We start from the raw sequence: 21,480 nt of genomic DNA, 5'->3' as shown, positions 1-21,480 counted from the left end.
TGAATAAAATTATTATTGGGTTTGCTTTTGCTATTTCATCATTTGGCGCATTTGCACAAAGCGCTGATGGTTGGCCAGAAGGCGGTGCAATGCACACCGGCAATACTTATAATTTAGAGGGCAATAGATACAAAACTAAAATCAGTAAAATGATGGATGAAATCTACCCACAACTAAATGACGATTACCAAGTAGATGCAGTTAAAGCGCAAATATCAGCATGGGAGCAGTATATAGATGCTACATGTAATGTTGTTGGAGTAGCAACAGGTGCTGGTGGCTCTTGGCCCTCAACGTATAGTGTTAAATGCGAAAGAAGCCTAAGTTATGACAGATACTTTGCGACTAAAAATGCGCTAAAGTGTGTTAATAGATTGAGCAAAGAAGACTTTGTAGGACGTAGCGAAAAGTTAAATTGTTTAATTCAAACTCTAAACATAAAAATATTTTAAATTAGAGTAGCGCTACAGCTAAATTATACAGTTAGCTGTAGCGTGTTAGGCTTTATAACACCTCAATACTTTATAACACCTCAATACTTTATAACAACTCAATACTTACTGTTGCGCCTTTTTCGATATTGCCGCTTTGTGCTGGCACTACAATTAAGCAGTTAGCTTTACTAAGCGACGAAAGTACACCCGAGCCCTGTTTATTAAACGGGGCAACCACCAAGTCACCTTGCTCGTTAATTGTTGCTGTACCTCGCTGAAAGTCGGCTCTTCCTGGGCGCTTTTTAATAACGGATGTAGTAACAGCGTTAAAACGCATTTTAGGGTTTACTTCACCAAGACCCGACAGCTTTTGCAGTGCCGGCTCTACTAACTGATTAAACGTAACAGCAGCCGACACAGGGTTACCTGGCAAGCCAAAAAAGTAACTGTTACTTAGTTTACCAAAGGCAAAAGGTTTGCCTGGTTTCATGGCTATTTTCCAAAAGTGAATTTCGCCAATTTCGTTGAGCACTTCTTTAGTAAAGTCGGCTTCACCAACCGATACACCGCCTGAGCTTATTACGGCATCGGCAAGTTCGTTCGCTTTTAAAAATGCATTAGTGATGAGTTCTTTGTCATCAGGAATAATTCCTAAATCAATCACGTCGATATTGTTTTGTTGCAGCGCACTAATAATAACAGCGCGGTTACTTTCAAAAATAGCACCTTGCTTAAGCGGCTGACCAGGTTCTATTAGCTCATCACCAGTAGAAAGCACGGCTATTTTTAAGGTTCTTACCACGTCTATATTGGCAATCCCTAAAGATGCAAGTAATCCCACATCAACGGCTTTTAATTTATCGCCTGCTTTTAAAATAACATCGTCAATTGCAATATCTTCACCAGCAAAACGCACGTTTTCATTTAGCTCAGGTTGCGCAGTAAACGTAATTTTATCGCCATCAACCGAGGCGTTTTCTTGCATTACAACGCCGTTAGCGCCTGGTGCAATGGCGGCGCCGGTCATTATTCTTACGCATTGACCAGGGGTAAGCGTTTCTTCAAAAACCTGACCCGCAAACACGCTACCTACTTGTGTATAAGTTAAGCTTTTATCTGAAATACACAGCGCATAGCCATCCATCGCGGAGTTGTTATGAGCTGGTACGTTTATAGTTGATTTAACATCGCTTGCTAAAACGCGATCAACACTTTGCATTATAGTGATGGTTTCAACGTCTTTAACAGGCGTTATTGAGCCAAGTATATTTTGTATTGCAGTTTCAATTGGTAATAAACCGGGTGCATTGCAAACATCGTTCATATATATTGCTTACTTAAATCATTTTATTTTGAAACAATACTTATAATGTCAAAGCTTTACAATACATGGTTGGGTTATTTTTTGTGTATAGCATGCATGCTTTCGTGCAGCGTAAACGCAAAAGAAACGCTGCAAGTAGCCGTAGCGAGTAATTTTAAAACTGTATTGCAAACCCTACTAAAAAAATCCCCATTACCTAATGTTGACGTGAAAATATCAGCTGCTTCTAGCGGTGTTTTATATTCGCAAATAGTGCATGGCGCGCCATTTGATGTGTTTTTATCGGCTGACGATTTTCGACCGCAATCACTTATTAAAGAAGGTTATGCCGAGCAAAGCAGTTTAATCACTTACGCGTTAGGCGAACTTGCTTTGTGGCAACCAAAAGCTGAAAAAGTAAATGATAAAGTAGCCATTGCTAATCCGCGTTTTTCACCATACGGGCGTGCCTCAGAGCACTACGCTAATAACCATTTTAAAAAGCCAGTAAATTATGTGTACGGGAATAATATTACGCATGCGTTTCAGTTTGTTGAAAGTGGTAATGTAGGAGTAGGGCTGGTGGCTGTTTCATCGCTAAAGGCGGCTTACAGTAACACGCAAGATCAAAAATATTTAGATTACACCGTGCTGCCTACAAATCAATATCCCGATATAATTCAACAAGGTGTTATTATTAGCTCGACTAAAAAGCGTGCTAGCGCTCAGCAGCTTATGCAATTTTTAATGGCAGAGGCTACGCAGCAGCAGTTAATTGAATTAGGTTACAGAATAAAGGACAACAATGCTTCAAAGTGATTTAACCGCGCTGTGGTTAACTATAAAACTTGCCTTTATAACCGCAGTACTCCTTCTTGTATTTTGTATTCCACTGGCTTACAAGCTCGCTGGCTATAACGGTAAATTTAAACCATTTTTAGAGGCATTAATTGCAATGCCTTTAGTGCTGCCACCTACGTTATTAGGGTTTTACTTACTTGTTTTATTTTCGCCTGATCACGCTTTTGGGCAGTTTTGGTTTTGGCTAACGGGTACACAGCTTGCGTTTAGTTTTCAGGGCGTGGTTATCGGCTCGCTTTTTTATTCGCTGCCTTTTGTTATGCAGCCACTTGTGGCTGGGTTTAAGCATATTAATCAAACCTATAACGAAGCTGCCATTGCGCTTGGGTTAAGCCCGTTTAAACGCTTTGTGTATTTAATTATTCCGCTTTTAAAACCCAGTATTGGTAGCGCATTTGCTTTAGGCTTTGCGCATACATTGGGTGAGTTTGGTTTGGTATTAATGATTGGCGGTAATATTCAGGGGCAAACACAGGTGGTGTCTATTGCGCTTTATGACCATGTTGAATCGTTAAATTATACGGCGGCGCATCAGCTTTCACTTATTTTACTGGCTATTTCGTTTGCCTGTTTAGTGCTGTTATTTAAGTTTAATAAAAGCATTGTAGGGGTTAAGCAATAACATGATTAAGTTAAGCCTTTTTAAAGCACTCAATAATTTTGATTTAGATATAAACCTTGAGCTTGAGTCGTTTAATGTATTGGGTGTTTACGGGCCTTCTGGCTCGGGTAAGTCAACATTGCTGCGTTGTATTAGCGGTTTAGAGCCTGCAAAAAGTGTTTATGTAAACAATCAGCCAGTGCATGAGTTGCCAAGCGATAAACGCGGTATTACGCTTCAGTTGCAATCGTGCCCGTTGTTTCCTCATTTAGATGTGGCAGGTAATTTAGCGTTTACACAAAAACACTGTGGGAATAAAAAAACCAGCTTAACGCTTCAATACGTTGTTAAAACACTTGAATTACAAGATTTACTAAACCGTGATGTACAAAGCTTATCGGGTGGCGAACGCCAACGTGTAGTATTTGCGCGTACGCTATTAGCCGGTCAGAAATTTATAATGCTTGATGAGCCTTTTAGTGCGCTTGATTGGTCATTGCGCTTTAAAACGCTCACTAAACTTAGCGAGTTTGCAGTTAAGTTTAATATTAAATTTATAATAGTAAGTCACTCATTAAAAGAGCTGCTATTTTGCTGCGATACCCTTATTCAGCTTGATAAAGGTAAGGTGATAAACCAAGGTGCAAGTGCACACGTTGCAAAAGCTATTTATGCAAACGATAGACAAACACCGCTGAGCTTAATTAATTACAATGTGGTTAAATTTGATGAAGACTACGGGCTATATCAACTGCAATTACAGCAAAGTGAGCAACCGCTTTTTGTGCTTCCTGCACTTATAGATAGCAGTAATAAGCTAATTATAGAAAGTGAGCAAATGTCGTTTAGTGCGTTAAAGCCTGAGCAAACAACGCACAGTAATGTTTTAAAGTCGATATTAACTCAGGCTGAGCTTATTAATAATAAGTGGCAGCTAACGCTTAATGTAGATGGGCAAACATTGTATTGCTTGGCTTCAAGACGAGTGTGGGACAAAAACGACTTTAAAGTGGGCGATGTGCTTTATACAACAATCAGCAATCTAGAATAACTAAATGCTGCACACCGCACATTGACTGTTTTTAGCTATTTTAAAACGATTAAACTCCATGCTTAAACCATCCACCAGCAATAAGTGTTTGTCTAAGCCGCTGGGTAAACCAGCAAGCATTTTTAGCGCTTCAGTAGCCTGAATACTGCCTATTAGCCCCACAATTGGGGAAAGTACGCCGGATTCAGAGCAGCTTTGTGTTTGTTCACTAAAAAATTGCGATAAACAACCATAACAATGGCTGTTTTCATCCATAGTAAAACAGGCGACTTGTCCTTCCATACGTATTGCAGAGCCTGACACCAGCGGAACTTTAGCCTTAAAACAGGCGCTATTAAGTGCATTGCGCGTTGCTAGGTTATCTGAGCAATCAATCACTATATCAATGTTATTAAATAATTGTTCTGTAAAGGTACTTGCATCAAAAAATGCCTTAATAGTGTTTATATCTATTTCACTATTAAGCGCGTTAAGCTGTTTTTTAGCAGCACTGCATTTTGAGCTACCAATATCACTTTCTTTATACAGTATTTGCCTTTGTAGGTTGGTCACGTCTATTTCATCGTTATCAACTAAGGTAAGGGTCCCAACGCCAGATGCCGCTAAGTATTGACCTACCGCACACCCAAGCCCACCCACACCAATAATTAAAGCATGCGATTGCCATAGTCGCTCTTGTCCGTCTATATCAAGCTGCGGGAGCATAATGTGCCGAGAATAGCGCAGTTGCTGCTGGTAAGTTAGCGGTGTTTTTTGCATTTTCAAACTTCTCATTCTTTTTTTGAACAATACCAAGTTGTTAAATCCAAGAGCAAGTAGTAACGCTTTTTATTTGCACTCTAACAACCCAGAGCCCTTCACTCATATAGTGCAACTATAACGTATAAAAACAACTGTTGCATGTAACCACATGAAACTTATGGCTTTTAATTAGTGGCTCAGTAATTGCTATATCGGGTTAACTTAAATTTAACAAAAATTGGGCTGCTACTCATATAAAAGGGTGGGGCATTAATAAAACAATAATACGTTTACGAGGAAAATAAACATGCAACCGAGTTCTGGGTTTAACCTAATATCGTTTAGCGGAAAAATGAAAGTATTACATCTGAGTTGGATGGTCTTTTTTGTGTCATTTTTTGTATGGTTTAACCATGCTCCTTTATTAGGTGCCATAGCGGGTTCACTTGGTATTACCATGGCACAGGTTAAAACATTACTAATTTTAAATGTAGCGTTAACTATTCCAGCGCGTGTTGTGGTGGGTATGCTAACCGATAAATTTGGTCCCCGTATTGTTTACGCGGCACTACTTATTAGCTGTAGTATTCCATGTTTTATGTTTGCTATGGCAACTACATTTGAGCAAGCAGCAATAGCGCGTTTTGCTTTAGGCTTTATTGGTGCTGGCTTTGTTGTGGGCATTCGAATGGTGAGTGAATGGTTTCCTGCTAACGAGCTGGGTATAGCAGAAGGTATTTATGGCGGTTGGGGTAACTTTGGCTCAGCAGCAGCGGCTATGTTATTGCCAATTATTGCACTAATGTTTGGCGGCGAAGATGGCTGGCGTTATGCAGTAGGTTTAACCGGTGTATTAAGCGTTATATTTGGTGTTATTTGGTACTTAAATGTAACCGATACGCCAAAAGGCGGTACATACTTTAAGCCTAAAAAAGTAGGCGCAATGGAAGTAACTAGTAAAGGCGACTTTGTATTACTGCTTATTATGAAAATCCCTATGTATGGCGCATTAGCATTACTTACTTGGAAGCTTTCGCCAACCGGTGCTAACTTAATTTCGGCTAATTTTGTGCTTGCTGTGTATGCTTTTTTAGTCTTACTTTATATTTACGAAGTATATAAAACCTTTGACGTAAATGGTCATATTTTTAAAGAGCCTGTACCTGAGTCGCATCGTTATGAGTTTAAACAAGTGGCTGTTTTAAATATTTTATATTTTACAACTTTTGGTTCTGAGCTTGCGGTTGTTTCTATGTTGCCGCTGTTTTTTATGGATGTGTTTGCGCTTGATATGGTGTATGCCGGTATTTTAGCCTCTGCTTATGCATTTATGAACTTAGCATCTCGCCCAGGTGGTGGTTGGATTTCAGATAAATTAGGTCGTCGTATAACACTTATCGTACTTACGATGGGTCTTGCTGTTGGTTATTTTGTAATGGGCTTGGTTGATGCATCGTGGCCTTTATGGCTTGCTGTAGTAGCCGCTATGGCATGTTCGTTCTTTGTGCAAGCTGGTGAAGGCGCAGTATTTGCGGCAGTACCACTAATTAAGCGTCGTTTAACTGGGCAAATTGCTGGTATGACAGGGGCTTATGGTAATGTAGGTGCGGTAGTTTACTTAACGGCATTGTCACTTGTTGATTATCAAACTTTCTTTTTCATTATTGCCGGTAGTGCATTACTTGGCCTAGCTGCACTATTTTTTATGAAAGAACCAGATGGCCATATTACCGAAGTAAATGAAGACGGCACCGTCGAACTTATTTCAGTGACTTAAGGCATTATTGACTATGTTTGATGAAACACTCCACGCTAAAGCACTCAAAAATGAACTCAACGTTTCATTTGGCGGGCACAGTGCAAAAGGGTTAAAAGCAGAAAACCAAGATGCGTTTGCAGCTCTTAATACCAAAGCGCAAGAAAAAGAGTCTAAAGGCGTTATTGCCTGCTTAGCCGATGGGTGTTCATCAGCAAAAAATGCTAAACAAGCGTCTCAACTTTCGGTTACTCATTTTATAAATGAGTATTTAAATACCCCCGAAAGTTGGGCGGTTAAAAAGTCAGTGTCGAAGGTGTTAGCAAGTTTAAATCAGTGGCTGTATTCGCAATCGGTTAATTACAATCACTTAGGTCAGCGCCAAGCCGATTGGATGACGACTTTTACAGCGCTTATTTTAAAGTCGGCAACGGGTTATATCTTTCACTTAGGTGATACGCGTATTACCCGCCTACGCGGGACTAAAATAGAGGCGATAACACGGGATCACAAAGTAAACGATACGCTAACACGTGCGCTTGGAGCACAACTTCATCAAGAAATAGATGTTTACGAAGTTGACCTAAAAGCAAACGATATTTATATATTAACCTGCGATGGCGTACACGATGTGCTCCCAAGTAGTGATATAGCTAAATTAATTAATGAGCACACTAATTTAGAAAATGCAGCTAAAGCAATTACCGAACTTGCATTAGCGCGAGGCAGTGACGACAACGTAAGTTGTTTACTGGTAAAAGTAGAAAACATTGCTGAGCAAAAACTAGATGAGCTTTATCATTCGCTAACTCGTCGCAAAATTCCACCTGCGCTTAATGTTGGGCAAAAAATTGATGACTACACGGTTATTCGTAAATTGCATGCCAGTAGTCGCTCGCATATTTATTTAGTGCAACAAGCGCCCGATATACCGCCAGTGGTTTTAAAAGCACCTTCGGTTAATTTTGAAGACGATGTGCACTACCTTCAAGGCTTTATAAGAGAAGGCTGGGTTGGACAACGCATAAACCACCTTAACGTAATGAAAGTACTGAGTACGCAATCGCAAAGTCGTTTTTTATATCATATTTGTGAGTACATGGACGGGCAAACACTGAGTGATTGGAAGCACGACGTGCCGCACCCAGAAATAACCCAAGTACGCAGTATTATTGAACAAATAGTACATGCACTAAGGGCGTTTCAGCGACTCGATATGGTACATCGCGATTTAAAACTCGATAACGTAATGATAGATGCGCACGGAAAAGTAACGCTCATTGATTACGGCACAGTAAGTGTTGCGGCTATGGACGAGTCGGTTAAACAAATTGCGGATGATTGCCCGCAAGGCACAGCCGACTACACCGCGCCCGAAACACTTATTACTATGCACGCCGATTTTAAGAGTGATTTGTTTTCACTTGGCGTTATTGCATACGAGTTATTGTGCTCAAAATTACCTTACAAACCACTGCCACTTAACCACGTAGCGCCAAAAGATTATAGCCATTGGCACTACACAAGTATTCGTAAATACAGAGCCGATATTCCGTTTTGGTTAGATCAAGCCCTTATGAAGGCGCTTGCCCCTAAACCTGAGCTCAGATACCAAGCTTTTTCTGAGTTTATAAACGATATCAATAAACCTAATCCTTATTTAGAAAGTACCGCTAATAAAAGTTCAATAATGAAACGCGATCCAGTGATGGTCTGGAAATGTATTTCGCTGTGTTTATTTATTGCTTTGGTATGTGTATTAATAATTAAAACTTAGAGAACCAAAATGCTTAACTATAAGAACAACTTACCTATTATTTTTATACTGGGTTGCTTCACTGCGCCTTCAATAAGCCAAGCTTCGCAAACTGATCTTGATTTTAGACTGCGTTTTGAAAGCGTTGATCAAGACAATACTTTAAAAGATGCAAGTGGCTTGACACTTAGAACCCGCTTAACGCATCAAACAGATGAGGTGAATGGTTTTTCAGCCCTTATTGAAGTAGAAGACATTCGCAGCCTATTGGGCGTAGATGATTACAACAATACGGTGGGGAAAAATACTAATTACTCTGTTATTGCAGACCCAGAAAACACTGAGATTGACCAAGGCTTTGTTAAATATGTACGCGATGGTTTATCGCTAAAAGTAGGGCGCCAAGTAATAGCACTTGATGGGCAGCGTTTTGTTGGGCACGTAGGTTGGCGCCAAGATAGGCAAACCTTTGATGCAGCAACCATTAATTACGCATTTAATAACATAGATTTACAGTACAGTTATTTAAATAAGCGTAACCGCATATTTGCTGACGATAAAGACATTAAATCGTCCGATCATCTAATTAATGCAAGCTTTAAAACAGACTTCGGCAAAGTGGTTTTATACAGTTACTTATTAAGTGACGATGCACTACAAGACGACAGTTTAGACACTTATGGCGTTTCTTTTAACGGTAATAAAACCCTAAACGACATAAAGTTTTATTACAAAGCGGAGTATGCAACGCAGTCTGCCTCAACAAGCGTGAGTGATTTTGATGCCGATTACTATGCACTTGAAGGCGCTGTTGATTTAAATGGTTTGGGCAATAAGACAGTAACATTAAAAGTCGGCATAGAGTCACTTGGCTCTGACAATGGCGATTACGGGTTTGCAACACCACTTGCCACGTTACATAAATTTAATGGTTGGGCAGATACGTTTTTAAATACACCCGCACAAGGCTTGGACGACACTTACATAAGTTTAAATGGTAAAGCGTTTGACGGAAAATGGCTGGTGGCTTATCACAGTTTTGATGCTAATGAGCAATCAAATGGGGTTGACGATTTAGGCAGTGAGCTAAACGTACAATACGTTAAACCTATTAACAAACAATACGCAGTGGGTGTTAAATACGCCGATTACTCAGCGGGGGATACTGCTGCTAATAAAGTCGATACTCAAAAATTATGGGTATGGATGAGTGCTAAATTTTAACCCTCACTATCTTCTAACATCCTCTTGTAATTTATAGCGACACAAGATGGTGCAATTGCACCATCTTGTGGGGATTTACGCTTTCCACCTCTGCACCAAAGTAGGCAACTTACTGATATTAAATGCTTATATATTTGGCTTGCATATTGCTATAACAATCCTATAACAAATTATTCGATTTCAATTTTAGTCAATTACTAAAGTAGATATCACTTTGAGGTGGGTAAATGCTAAGCAAGCAGCGTGTTGTAGTGGTAGGAAACGGAATGGTGGGGCATCATTTTGTGCAGCAGCTAGTTTCTCAAAATCAAGCTGATGAACAATTTGAAATTACGGTACTGAGCGGTGAAGACCGTTTAGCGTATGACCGAGTGCAACTATCTTCCTTTTTTAAAGGTAAAACCGCAGACGACCTCGCACTTACATGCAGTAAAACCTATGACGATTGGCAAGTGTGCTTTCATACTCATTCTAAAGTGGTTGATATAAATCGTGATGCGCAAACAGTAACAACCGCTAAAGGGGAGTTGTTTGAATACGACAAGCTTGTGCTTGCTACAGGTTCATTTCCATTTGTACCTCCTATATCGGGTAAAGATCGTGAGCATTGCCTTGTTTATCGCACCATTAAGGATTTACACGCAATAAAAAACTCAGCCCACGGTAGTAAAGTAGGCGTGGTAATTGGTGGCGGTTTACTGGGGCTTGAGGCTGCAAACGCATTAAAGCAACTGGGTTTACAGACTCACGTAATAGAATTTGCACCGCAACTTATGGGTGTACAAGTTGATGCGGGGGGCGGTCGGTTACTAAAAAACAAAATTACAGATTTGGGCGTTACTGTACATACATCAGTGGCGACTGAGGAAATAGTAGAAGGTGAAAGTTGCCGTTACAAAATGTGTTTTAAAGGCGGCAAAACCCTTGAAACCGACATGATTGTATTTTCGGCGGGTATTCGCCCTTATGATAATTTAGCCCGCGAGTTTAATTTAGAGTTAGGCGAGCGCGGCGGTATTGTAATTAATAACCACTGTCAAACGAGCGACAAAAACATATACGCAATTGGTGAATGTGCACTATGGAATAATTTTATTTTTGGCTTAGTGGCACCCGGTTACGCCATGGCTAAAATTGCAGTTGGGCATATTTTACAACAGACCCAGCAAGGTACTTTGCAAAGTACTGGCTTAGACAATAAAGCCGATGAATTTAGCGGTGCCGATATGAGCACCAAGCTTAAATTAATGGGTGTTGAAGTGGGCTCTATTGGCGATGCGCATGCACGCAGCGAAGGCGCAATAAGCTATTATTTTGAAGACCAAGCCAATGGCATTTATAAAAAAGTAGTCACTAATTCACAAAGTAATAAGCTGATTGGCGCGGTACTTGTTGGCGATACCAGCGATTACGATAATTTACTGCAATATCATTTAAACGACATTGAACTTACCACCGCCCCCGAAGCGCTCATTATGCCCCTTGCTGGCGACATAGCAGAGCTAAGCGCCGACGACTTGCCTGATGACGCTATTATTTGCGCTTGTCATAAAGTAACTAAACACACCATTGAACAAACAGTCGCTAAAGGCTGCATAGATTTGGCAAGTGTGCAGCAAAGCACCAAAGCCAGTACAGGCTGTGGAGGTTGTGAAAAACTCGTTCAAAACGTAATAAGCAGCGCACTCGCTAAAGCAAGTAACACTATTAACGTAGTTACCCTTAATGAGCCTGTAAAACAGCCCGCATAAATTAAAGCACACTAAAAGAGAGCAGTATGGCAACCGCAAACACGTCACCAACTATAAATAAAACGAGTTTAAAACAAACAACATGTGCTTACTGTGGTGTAGGGTGTGGTGTTGATATTTCACTTTTTAATAATGTGCCAACCAAGCTTGAAGGCATGCGAGAGCACCCCGCAAACTTTGGTCGTTTATGTGTAAAAGGCACCCATTTGCTCGACACCACAGGCAGTGATAACCGCTTAACGTCGCCTCTTATTAATAATCAAGCTGTTACGTGGGATGAAGCAACCGACCATGTTGCCAATAAATTTAACGACATAATACAAAAGCACGGACCCGATGCGGTGGCTTTTTATGTATCGGGGCAGTTACTTACTGAAGATTACTACATCGCGAATAAATTAATGAAAGGCTACATAGGCTCAGGCAATATTGATACAAATTCGCGCCTGTGTATGTCATCTGCTGTGGCAGGTTATAAACGCGCTTTTGGTGAAGACGTAGTGCCGTGTACTTACGAGGATTTAGAGCAAACTGAGCTACTTATTTTAATTGGATCTAATGCAGCATGGACTCATCCGGTTTTGTATCAGCGAATGGAGCGTGCAAAGCAGCTTAACCCAAATATGAAAGTGGTGGTTATTGACCCACGAAAAACCGACACCGCTGAGCTTGCCGACACATTTTTAAATATAAAACCAGGCAGTGACGCCGCGCTTTATAACGGCTTACTTAATTATTTAAATGAGCATAACCACCTCAACACGCAATTTATTGCTCAGCACACAAACGGCTTTGAAAGCGCACTGCAAGAGGCACAAAAATGGAGCTGTGAGGCAGTTAGCGACTTTTGCGATATAGCAATTGAGCAAGTCACTGAGTTTTACGCGCTATTTGCTAACAGCCCAAGTGCGATTAGCTTTTACTCAATGGGTATAAATCAGTCAAGCTCGGGTGTAGATAAATGCAACGCCATTATTAATGCACATTTAGCCTCAGGTAAATTACTTAAGCCAGGCAGTGGTCCGTTTTCGATTACTGGGCAACCCAATGCGATGGGCGGGCGCGAAGTAGGTGGTTTGGCTAATCAGTTAGCGGCGCATTTAGATATTGAAAACGAAGCACATCAATCACTTGTACAACGCTTTTGGCTCTCGCCAACTATCGCTAAAAAAGCAGGCAGCAATGCCATCGATATGTTTGATGAAATAGCCGCAGGAAAAATAAAAGCAGTGTGGGTAATGGCAACAAACCCAATGGTGAGCTTGCCCAATAACGCCGCTATTAAAAAGGCATTAGAGACCTGCGAGCTGGTGGTTGTATCTGACTGTATTGCAAAAAGTGATACGTTAAAATTTGCCGATGTTGCTTTTCCATCAACCGGATGGGGTGAAAAAAACGGCACAGTAACTAACTCAGAGCGAAGAATATCAAGGCAACGCCCGTTAGTAGCGCCTTATTCAGGAGCTAAAAACGATTGGCAAATTATGTGCGATGTTGCTAAAAAAATGGGCTTTGAAGGGTTTGATTTTACAGATCCAAGTGGCATTTTTGAAGAATGGGCACAATTAACCGACTTTGAAAATAACGGCAGCCGATTATTAAACCTCTCTGGTTTAGTTGGGCTCACACAAAATCAGTATGATAATTTAAAACCCATTATGTGGCCTGTTGTTAAAAACGAGCCTTATAAAAATGGTCAGGTTTTTACAGATAACCAATTTAGCACCGCTGATAAAAAGGCGCGTTTTATACCTATAACGCCGCAATTACCGGTACAAAAAACATCAAGTGATTACCCGTTTATAATGAACTCGGGTCGTATACGCGACCAATGGCATACCATGAGCCGCACCGGTAAAAGCACTGCGCTTTCATCGCATATTACACGGCCGTACATAGAAATTAATCCGCTTGATGCCAGTAAATTAGCAATTAAACAAAACGATTTAATAAGTGCAATTGCCCAAACTGGGCAGGTTACCGCGCATGCAAAAGTGACCGATGCCGTGCGAAAAGGTGAATGCTTTATGCCTATTCATTGGAATAAGCAATTTGCGTCATCAGCAACAGTAAGTGGGTTATATCAATCGGTAGTTGACCCTCTATCTGGTCAGGCTGAGTGTAAACACGGCGCTGTTAATATAGTTAAAGCACCCTTTGTGCAATATATGCAGCTGTTTGCTAAAAACGAACTTGTTATAAACAGTGATTTTTGGCTCAAAGTTAATGCTAGTAATTGCTTTAATTACCAATTGGCGCTTAATGAGCCACAAAGTGATTTACTGTATTACTGCCAAACCTTAACTGGTTTACAAGGGCAGTGGTCGGCTATGAATACGGCAAAAGCCATGCATGTGCAGTGTATTCAAAACGATCAATTAGCGTTTGTTGGTGTTATTTCTAATGAACAAAAAGAAATATCACTTGAGTGGATAAACCATTTGTTTGCAGAGCCATTACTGACTTTTACACAGTTACAGTCTTTGCTTTATGCAACCCCCGATGAAGAATTTACCCAAGGTGCACAAGTGTGTAGCTGCTTTAAAGTAAGAGAGCAGCCAATTATAAACGCCATTAAAAACGGTGCAAACACAGTCGAGCAATTGGGGTCTGAACTTAAATGTGGAACGAATTGCGGTTCGTGTAAAACACAATTAAGCCAATTAATAAAACAACATTACAAAGCAGGTTCTAGCAGCATTGATGTTGCGGTTGTAATGTAAAGAAAAAAGGAAGCATATGCTTAATGATCAATTTGGTCGGCAGTTTAACTATTTGCGCCTCTCAATAACCGATGTATGTAATTTTAGTTGTAGTTATTGTTTACCAAATGGGTATCAGTGCGATACGCCGCGTAATTTTTTAAATAAAAATGAAATTAGCACGCTGGTAAATGCGTTTGCAGAGCTAGGTACTAAAAAAGTGCGCATTACAGGTGGCGAACCATGCTTACGAAACGACGTAACCGATATTATAAAGCTCTGTAAAAATACACCTGGCATAGAAAAAGTAGCCATTACTACCAACGGATTTAATTTATTAAATAAAATTGATGAATTTGCAGAAGCCGGGCTTGATGCGCTTAATGTAAGTATTGATAGTTTAAATCCGAGTATGTTTAAACTCATAACAGGGCACGACAAACTTACCCTTATTTTAAAAGGGATTGAACGCGCGGTAGAGCTGGGCATAAAAGATATAAAAATAAATGCGGTGCTTGCCAAACAGTTTAATAAAAACCAATTGAAGGATTTTTTAGCGTGGGTAAAGCACCACAAAGTTACAGTGCGCTTTATAGAATTAATGGAAACAGGTGACGGCGCAACCTTTTTTGAAGAAAACCACTTAAGTGGGCAAACGGTTAAAGCCCAATTACTCGACCAAGGTTGGTTACAAGTAGTTAGGGGGAAACTAAACGGACCCGCTGAGGAATTTTGTCATCCTGATTACGATGGTCGTATTGGTTTAATAATGCCGTACAGTAAAGATTTTTGTAAAAGCTGTAATCGCTTAAGGGTGTCGGCGCTGGGTAAATTACACTTATGCTTGTTTGCCGAGCAAGGTATAGATTTACGTGAACTACTAAACGAGGACGATACTGCAGCGACCGTAAAGGCAATTCGAGCCGCTATGGACAATAAAGAAATAAGCCATGAGCTAGATAAACGCTTAACAGGTGCGACAACTCACTTAGCTATGTTGGGCGGCTAATATGGAAGTAAAAGCTAATCGAGATTTTACAGGTGTTGTGCTTGCTGGTGGTAAGTCATCAAGAATGGGCACAGACAAAGCCGATTTAGTTTTAAAAAATAAAACGCTATTGCACAATGCGTGTGATTTATTAAAAGACGCAGGCGCTAAAAACATACTGATAAGCCGCAACGTTACAAATCCAATCAAATCATTGAACCATTATTCACCGAGCGATTATCCCTCAGAAAAGTACGTTAAAGATATATACCCAAACAGTGGGCCCCTTGGCGGAATTTACTCAACATTAATAGCCACTGAGCACGATTTACTTATTACTGCGGTAGATATGCCTCTACTTACGAGTAGTTTGTTAAGCACAATAGTGCTGGCTTCTCAGACAAATAACGTACAAAGTGTGAGCAATCAATTAAATCAGTCACAAATACATGCTTGGCACTTTGAAAATGAACCGCTACCGCTGTATATTCGTAATACAAGCAGTGTAAAAAATCATTTAAAACACATACTCACAAACGCAAACAGTCATAAATCAATAAAACAGTTTACCCAAAGCATTGGTGTGCAAACGCTTTTATGTAATAAAGCGCATGCATTAATAAACACCAATACACCGGCGCAATTTAAAGCTGTAAATGAGCATTTTGACCTAAGCATTAACCAATTGAGAAGAACATTATGAGCCACACAAGCGATACACAAATACCTTTAAACATTGCCGTACTTACAGTAAGCGACACGCGCGATGCGATTACCGATACTTCTGGTCATTACTTAATTAAAGCGCTAACTGAGGCGGGTCATCACTTAGCGGATAAAGAAATTGTAAAAGATGATGTTTACCAAATGCGCGCTATTGCATCGCAGTGGATAGCCGACGACACCATTCACGCTATTTTAGTGACTGGTGGTACAGGATTTACCGAACGTGATTCAACACCTGAGGCATTTGCGCCGCTGTTTGATAAAAGCGTAGACGGCTTTGGTGAGCTATTTAGACATATATCGTACGGTGAAATTGGTAACTCAACTATTCAATCTCGTGCACTTGCAGGGCTTGCTAACAACACCGTTATTTTTTGTATGCCAGGCTCTACAGGCGCATGTAAAACAGCGTGGACGGGTATTATAAAAGATCAACTTAACTCAATGCATAAACCGTGTAACTTTGTACCGCACATTACCATTGGTAAAAAGTGTGAATCGCGTGAGCAATAGTATGTTAAGCCACGTAGACGAAAACGGCCAAGCGAATATGGTTGATGTATCGCTCAAAGACGTAACCTTGCGCGATGCCTCAGCTGAAGCCTTTATTAGCATGAGCAAGCTTGCCTTTGAACAAGTAATGCTTAATCAAAACAAAAAGGGCGATGTGTTAGGTGTGGCACGTATTGCGGGTATTCAAGGCGCTAAAAAGTGCGCTGATTTAATCCCGCTTTGTCATCCGCTTGCACTTACTAAAGTAGCTGTTGATTTTGAACTTGATGAAGCAAACAGCCAAATTAAAATAACCAGCTACTGCAAACTTGCCGGTAAAACCGGGGTCGAAATGGAAGCGCTAACGGCGGTATCTGTTGCTGCGCTTACTTTGTTTGATATGTGTAAAGCAGCCGACCCACTAATGGAAATTAGCGGCATGCGCGTTACTCAAAAAGCAGGGGGCAAAAATGGTAGCTGGCAACGAGATTAATCCAAACGATGCTATATCTAGCGCCCAAAAAGTAGAGTTATTGTTTTTTGGGCAATTAAAAGAGCGGTTAAAGTGTAGTAAATTAAGCCTTGAGATTACGCAGCCGCTTACTATTTCAGAGCTTAAATTAAGATTAGTGAGCCAATACCCGCATTGGCAACCGTGGCTGGAGGAGCGTGAGCTACTTGCAGCGCTTAACCAAACTATGTCATCAAGCGACGAAATAGTGAAAGCAGGGGATGAGCTTGCCTTTTTCCCGCCGGTTACAGGTGGCTAATGAGCATACATATTCAAGTACAAACCGATGATTTTAATGTAGGTGACGAGCACAATACGCTTTGTAGTAATAATAAAAGCGATGGCGCCGTTGTCACCTTTACAGGTTTGGTAAGAGAGTTCAGCAGTTGTGACAACGTTATTGCACTTGAGCTGGAGCACTACCCTGGTATGACCGAGCAACTCCTTCAATCTATTGCAGAGCAAGCACAAACTCGCTGGCAACTGGCGAGAATATGCATTATTCACCGCGTTGGCTATTTAGCCCTTGGCGAGCAAATTGTGTTTGTTGGCGTAACTTCCCGCCATCGCCAAGCCGCTTTTGAAGGCGCACAATTTATAATGGATTATTTAAAAAACCACGCCACGTTTTGGAAAAAAGAGCACTTTAAAGACTCATCAAATTGGGTTGAGTTTAAACAAAGTGACAAACAAGCGCTGGGTAAATGGGAAAAGTGATGCAGATATTTTATTACTTGTGCTCTACAGAGGTTATATAGCTCTCAGTTTGCGTGTGAAGTCTGCGTTTTTCGTGTTATAAATCAGCAATATTAGATTGTTAGCTCGACCCAAGTCTGGAAGACATATGCGCACATCAAAAATGTTATATTTTACAATATTATTACTTGTTCTACTTTCAGCTTTTCTTGCTGTATGGGTATATGATTTAAAAGAAGGTAAAGATTTACTAAGCTTTACCATATCAACAGTAAGCTTTTGTATAGCCGTATTAGCTTTATTTATTACTGTTAGAACATATACATCAATTGATAGTGTAAATAATATTAGCAAAATGGAAGGTAACATTTTAGATAATGAAAATTACGTAACCTCACTTCCAGAGTTAATTAATCAGTTTAAGTCCCAAGATGAAAACACACTAGAGAAAGAAATTTTTGACTCTATTGAGCATAAATTAAAAAAAGAGTCAGAAACCGCCGTTCTTTTTGCCGATACCCTGCAATATATAATCGACCTAATTGTTTTATTTCCAGCTGTTTTTAATGCATCAGAAACTAACAAAGTACTTTATAAAAAGCGTATGGATACAATTTTGTCAGAAGTTGATAGGCGCTGTGAAATATTGCACTCGGTGAGTAAAGGTAATTCAATTCAAATAACGGAAACAATAAAGCTATTTAAAGCTGTTGTGTCTTACCAAAGTTTTGTAGCTGATGATAATTTTAATATTCATGCAGACTTACTTCATGTGAGAGGTCCAATTCTTCGTAACCCAGTGACAAAAACCATTTACCATAATTACCTAGGTTTGTATTACAACAAAAAAGGCATGCATTTGTTACGAGAGTCGCTAAATATGAACTCTGTAGATATTTTGTCGATTGATGGTTTAGAACTGGCTCAAAAAAATATTAATACTATAGAGCCATCAATACTTGAAGAAGTAAGTATGTATCTTAAATCTGCCGCTGAGCAGTTTGATAAAGCACTTAGAGTATCTAGCGAAGATGTTATGTGGCCTGGTTTTATTAATTACAATAAAGCTCGAACGGTGTATTTTTTAGCTTTACTATCAAATAGCGAACTTAATTGGTTAGATATTCTCGACGAAGCAATAGAGTCTCGCAGCAGGTTAAATCGACTAATTGACGAAATTTTAATGATAGACAGATCAAAATCAGCCAATATTGTTAGCACACATTTAAGAGAATTTTTTCTATATCAAGAAGAGTTAGCACGTACAGTAAAATTGAATATTTTACTGTCGAATAATCTAACCAGACAAAATAATGCACCTATTATATATAAAGGGATTAATATCTCTGATATATCAAACGAAAAACTAACTGACTTATTTGTTTCAATACAAAAGTTTTCTACAGTTAGTATTTACCAAGAAAAAATCATAAGTCGACTTAAGAATAACCTCGCTGTGACAAACTAACAAAGCTTCAGCGAGAAAGTTGGGGATATACTATTTTTACGGCTTTTTTCTCATCATAAAAAAGCCACCTACCTATGCATGAAAAGTCATAGCAAGAATAAATGGCTCTTTATTAAAATGTTTTTTGGACTGAGCTTATTTTATTACACTTTTCCAATGCTCAAATCAGGCATTAAATTGAGCCTGTTATGAATGGCATGATGGATGAAAGATAACTTAGTTCGCACCGCTTGAGTAAGTACAAATGGGTAGGCATCGGCAAGTCCCATGCTGCGATTTAGTGAATTTAGAATGATCGAAAATTCCATCCAAGTATCTAAAATAGCATCAATCGATGTTTGTGAATTAAAGTAATAAGCACTTTGTGGCAATCGAAGCTCGTCTGCTTCATCTAATTCAAACTCATTACCCGTTGTTGAGCCTGTAATTGAAAAGTTTTTGGCTGTTTCTAAAGTATCGATAATATGCATGTAATGCGCCCATGTTTCTGCCCAGTCTTCATAAGGGTGCATAGTAGCGTATTCACTAATAAAGGTTTCATGCCAGTTAGCTGGCGCGCCTTGCTTGTAATGAGTATCGAGCGCTTGCTGGTAATCTAATTCGTCATCACCAAAATATTGCTTACATAAAGCATGTTTTTTTGGTGAATTTGCGATTAGTTGATCAAAATAATAATGACCGAGTTCATGGCGAAAATGACCAAGTAAAGTACGGTAACGCTCACCCATTGCTATTTTAGCTTGAGAGCGTGCTACGTCGTCTGCCTCGGCTAGGTTTATAGTGATATGCCCGCAATCGTGCCCTGTAAATACAACGTCCTGACCTATAATAGGGCTCACAAAGTGATCGCTTACGTTACGGTCTGCTATAAAATCGAAGCTTAATCCGCTTTCAGGTTCTTGAATCGTTGTATTTAAAGGGAGTGATAATGATTTTAATGTATACAAAGCGCGACGTTTTGCTGTCTCCATTTTTTTCCATAATGGAATATGTTCAACAATACTTAAATCGGGCACCGTTTCATTAAAGCGGCACGAAAAACACAGCACTTCGTCTTTATCGGCAACAGGTATAAATGTGTCTAAATTAACCATACCATTGCATACGTGATACTGAGCGTTGTTATCACATTTTTTATAAAAAACTTCAGGCGCTTCTGCTTTGTAAAATAACCCCGATTGCTCATCAATTTCATAGGGTTCAACTTGATCGAAATCGTCATCAATACCCACGGTTCTGCCGCAAGCCAAACAATGGCTGCTTTCAAAAAATAAAATAAGTTGATCTGTGCAATTACATTTAAATGTTTTCATATGTTACCGAATAAAAAAGAGACCGTATAAACCACTTTTACTTAGCGCTATGCTATTAGAGGATAGTGGTTAAATCCTTTTTAAAAGTTCAGACTTTTTAATATTAAATTCATCATCACTCAACGCATTAGAGTCGCGAAGTTGTGCTAACTTTTCAATAATTTGAAGTGTTTCGTCTACCGAGTATTGCTCCACAGTATTATTAGCCGGTGCTTCAATTTGGTTTGGTGTTAACGATGCAAAATTCGGCTGCGTTACTTGCTGCGTAAAATCTTTTTTAGGTTCTGGAGGCGTTGGCGTTTGCCCTGAAATTAATGGCAGGGTATTTACATTAATTGTCCCCCACTGACTGTTAAATGTAAGAGAGGTATTATTGCCTTGCTGTTGGCTTACACCACCAATATTATGATCTAACGTGTCGTATACGCTCACTTGTCCATTTAATTCAACGGCTAAGCGATTAGGGAATATAGCGTAGCGAATATTATTTTGCGCACCACTGCTAAATGGGCTGCCTAGATTACCTGGCCACCATTGATTGCTGCCAGGCGTTCCTGCAGGAATAACCGGAAATATTTGGTTATTGCTCAATATATTAGCAAGTTCGTTGCACAAGTTATCAACGGTTGATTTTAAACCGTTGTTAAACATGTCGCCAACCATTGTCATTCCGCCACGCATCCATTGACCAGAACCACCAAGTTCTGGGCAATTAAACTGTGCCATTGAGCAACCGCCGTTATTAACGCTAACTAACATGTGAATTACTGCATCGTGACTGAGGTTATAACGAGATGCTATACCATTAACTAAGTTTTCACCGACATCTGTTAGCTTTTGCATAAGAAAATATCCTATTAGGTAGATTGGGTTGATTTAAAAAATCTGAAAATACGCCAGGGCTGCATTACCTTTAGCATTGATGATAATGAAAAATTAACAGGTTAGTGAGGTGTGCTGGTTTTTCAAATTGGACGTGTTCTGTTTTGTTTGAAATTAAAACACACCACTGCAAAACTAATCTTTAAAGTAAGCATCTATGTATTAAAAGTTGCTTGTTTTATCTCATCGAGATTGTTAGTTTTACTGTAACGTAAGCGGTTAAA

General features: G+C 39.7%; 20 protein-coding genes. 16 read left to right on the top strand and 4 right to left on the bottom strand.

Translation table 11 applies throughout. From position 1 onward, the window contains the following. Positions 1 to 452: lysozyme inhibitor LprI family protein (locus tag CXF89_RS11860; RefSeq protein WP_121954693.1), on the top strand; the 452-nt coding region annotated here is incomplete at its 5' end. An 88-nt stretch (positions 453 to 540) separates the two neighbouring features. Here the strand turns inward: CXF89_RS11860 and glp are convergent. Next, on the bottom strand, positions 541 to 1,758 hold the full coding sequence (gene glp, locus CXF89_RS11855) for a molybdopterin molybdotransferase MoeA (RefSeq protein WP_121954692.1): 1,218 nt from the start codon (positions 1,756 to 1,758) through the stop codon (positions 541 to 543). 45 nt (positions 1,759 to 1,803) lie between these two features. Between glp and modA the strand changes: the two genes are divergently transcribed. Genes modA through CXF89_RS11840 form a run of 3 tightly spaced genes read left to right on the top strand, consistent with a single transcriptional unit; the run spans position 1,804 to position 4,250 of the window. Beyond that, complete coding sequence (gene modA / locus CXF89_RS11850) at positions 1,804 to 2,556, top strand: molybdate ABC transporter substrate-binding protein (protein WP_180961401.1); 753 nt, start codon at positions 1,804 to 1,806, stop codon at positions 2,554 to 2,556. Continuing rightward, positions 2,543 to 3,220, top strand: a complete 678-nt coding sequence (modB, locus tag CXF89_RS11845) for a molybdate ABC transporter permease subunit (RefSeq protein ID WP_121954690.1) — start codon at positions 2,543 to 2,545, stop codon at positions 3,218 to 3,220. The genes modA and modB overlap by 14 nt, the downstream gene beginning before the upstream one ends. Before the next feature lies 1 nt (position 3,221). Next, the gene (locus CXF89_RS11840) at positions 3,222 to 4,250 is read left to right on the top strand and encodes an ATP-binding cassette domain-containing protein (protein WP_024607901.1); all 1,029 of its coding nucleotides are present in this window, start codon (positions 3,222 to 3,224) and stop codon (positions 4,248 to 4,250) included. On the opposite strand, the gene moeB is transcribed toward CXF89_RS11840, so the two are convergent. Further along, positions 4,251 to 5,009: a molybdopterin-synthase adenylyltransferase MoeB gene (gene moeB, locus CXF89_RS11835; protein WP_121954689.1), complete on the bottom strand. Its 759-nt coding sequence runs from the start codon at positions 5,007 to 5,009 to the stop codon at positions 4,251 to 4,253. It lies immediately after the preceding gene. Between the two features lie 289 nt (positions 5,010 to 5,298). Between moeB and CXF89_RS11830 the strand changes: the two genes are divergently transcribed. From CXF89_RS11830 to CXF89_RS11775, 12 genes are all read left to right on the top strand, one after another. Beyond that, entirely contained in the window at positions 5,299 to 6,768 is a 1,470-nt protein-coding gene (locus CXF89_RS11830) for a NarK family nitrate/nitrite MFS transporter (protein WP_010552543.1), read from the top strand. Positions 6,769 to 6,781: 13 nt separating this feature from the next. After that, on the top strand, positions 6,782 to 8,524 hold the full coding sequence (locus CXF89_RS11825; protein ID WP_121954688.1) for a bifunctional protein-serine/threonine kinase/phosphatase: 1,743 nt from the start codon (positions 6,782 to 6,784) through the stop codon (positions 8,522 to 8,524). 9 nt (positions 8,525 to 8,533) lie between these two features. Continuing rightward, positions 8,534 to 9,727, top strand: coding sequence for an alginate export family protein (locus CXF89_RS11820; protein WP_121954687.1), 1,194 nt, complete (start codon positions 8,534 to 8,536; stop codon positions 9,725 to 9,727). 227 nt (positions 9,728 to 9,954) lie between these two features. Continuing rightward, entirely contained in the window at positions 9,955 to 11,478 is a 1,524-nt protein-coding gene (locus tag CXF89_RS11815) for an FAD-dependent oxidoreductase (protein WP_121954686.1), read from the top strand. 26 nt (positions 11,479 to 11,504) lie between these two features. Next, positions 11,505 to 14,201, top strand: coding sequence for a nitrate reductase (locus CXF89_RS11810; protein ID WP_121954685.1), 2,697 nt, complete (start codon positions 11,505 to 11,507; stop codon positions 14,199 to 14,201). A 16-nt stretch (positions 14,202 to 14,217) separates the two neighbouring features. Further along, positions 14,218 to 15,189, top strand: coding sequence for a GTP 3',8-cyclase MoaA (gene moaA / locus CXF89_RS11805; RefSeq protein WP_121954684.1), 972 nt, complete (start codon positions 14,218 to 14,220; stop codon positions 15,187 to 15,189). 1 nt (position 15,190) lies between these two features. Further along, entirely contained in the window at positions 15,191 to 15,871 is a 681-nt protein-coding gene (locus CXF89_RS11800) for a molybdenum cofactor guanylyltransferase (RefSeq protein ID WP_024590924.1), read from the top strand. Beyond that, a complete protein-coding gene (moaB, locus tag CXF89_RS11795) occupies positions 15,868 to 16,407 on the top strand; it encodes a molybdenum cofactor biosynthesis protein B (RefSeq protein ID WP_007585240.1) in 540 nt (179 codons plus the stop codon). The genes CXF89_RS11800 and moaB overlap by 4 nt, the downstream gene beginning before the upstream one ends. 1 nt (position 16,408) lies before the next feature. Further along, positions 16,409 to 16,879: a cyclic pyranopterin monophosphate synthase MoaC gene (gene moaC, locus CXF89_RS11790; RefSeq protein ID WP_024593775.1), complete on the top strand. Its 471-nt coding sequence runs from the start codon at positions 16,409 to 16,411 to the stop codon at positions 16,877 to 16,879. Continuing rightward, positions 16,857 to 17,156 carry a MoaD/ThiS family protein gene (locus CXF89_RS11785; RefSeq protein ID WP_024597992.1) on the top strand — a complete coding sequence of 100 codons (300 nt, stop codon included), beginning with the start codon at positions 16,857 to 16,859 and terminating at the stop codon, positions 17,154 to 17,156. The genes moaC and CXF89_RS11785 overlap by 23 nt, the downstream gene beginning before the upstream one ends. Then, positions 17,156 to 17,614: a molybdopterin synthase catalytic subunit MoaE gene (moaE, locus tag CXF89_RS11780; RefSeq protein ID WP_121954683.1), complete on the top strand. Its 459-nt coding sequence runs from the start codon at positions 17,156 to 17,158 to the stop codon at positions 17,612 to 17,614. The genes CXF89_RS11785 and moaE overlap by 1 nt, the downstream gene beginning before the upstream one ends. A gap of 127 nt (positions 17,615 to 17,741) precedes the next feature. Next, complete coding sequence (locus CXF89_RS11775) at positions 17,742 to 19,061, top strand: hypothetical protein (RefSeq protein WP_121954682.1); 1,320 nt, start codon at positions 17,742 to 17,744, stop codon at positions 19,059 to 19,061. Positions 19,062 to 19,204: 143 nt separating this feature from the next. Here CXF89_RS11775 and CXF89_RS11770 read toward each other — a convergent pair whose 3' ends face one another. Beyond that, positions 19,205 to 20,374: a zinc-binding metallopeptidase family protein gene (locus tag CXF89_RS11770; RefSeq protein WP_121954681.1), complete on the bottom strand. Its 1,170-nt coding sequence runs from the start codon at positions 20,372 to 20,374 to the stop codon at positions 19,205 to 19,207. Positions 20,375 to 20,443: 69 nt separating this feature from the next. Continuing rightward, entirely contained in the window at positions 20,444 to 21,217 is a 774-nt protein-coding gene (locus tag CXF89_RS11765; protein WP_121954680.1) for an SHOCT domain-containing protein, read from the bottom strand. Positions 21,218 to 21,480: the final 263 nt, after the last annotated feature.

The sequence above is a fragment of the Pseudoalteromonas sp. MelDa3 genome (assembly GCF_002863625.1).
In the GTDB taxonomy this organism is placed as follows: domain Bacteria; phylum Pseudomonadota; class Gammaproteobacteria; order Enterobacterales; family Alteromonadaceae; genus Pseudoalteromonas; species Pseudoalteromonas arctica.
The sequence above is the reverse complement of the archived record's forward strand: the minus strand, read 5'-3'. Positions and strand labels throughout refer to the sequence as shown.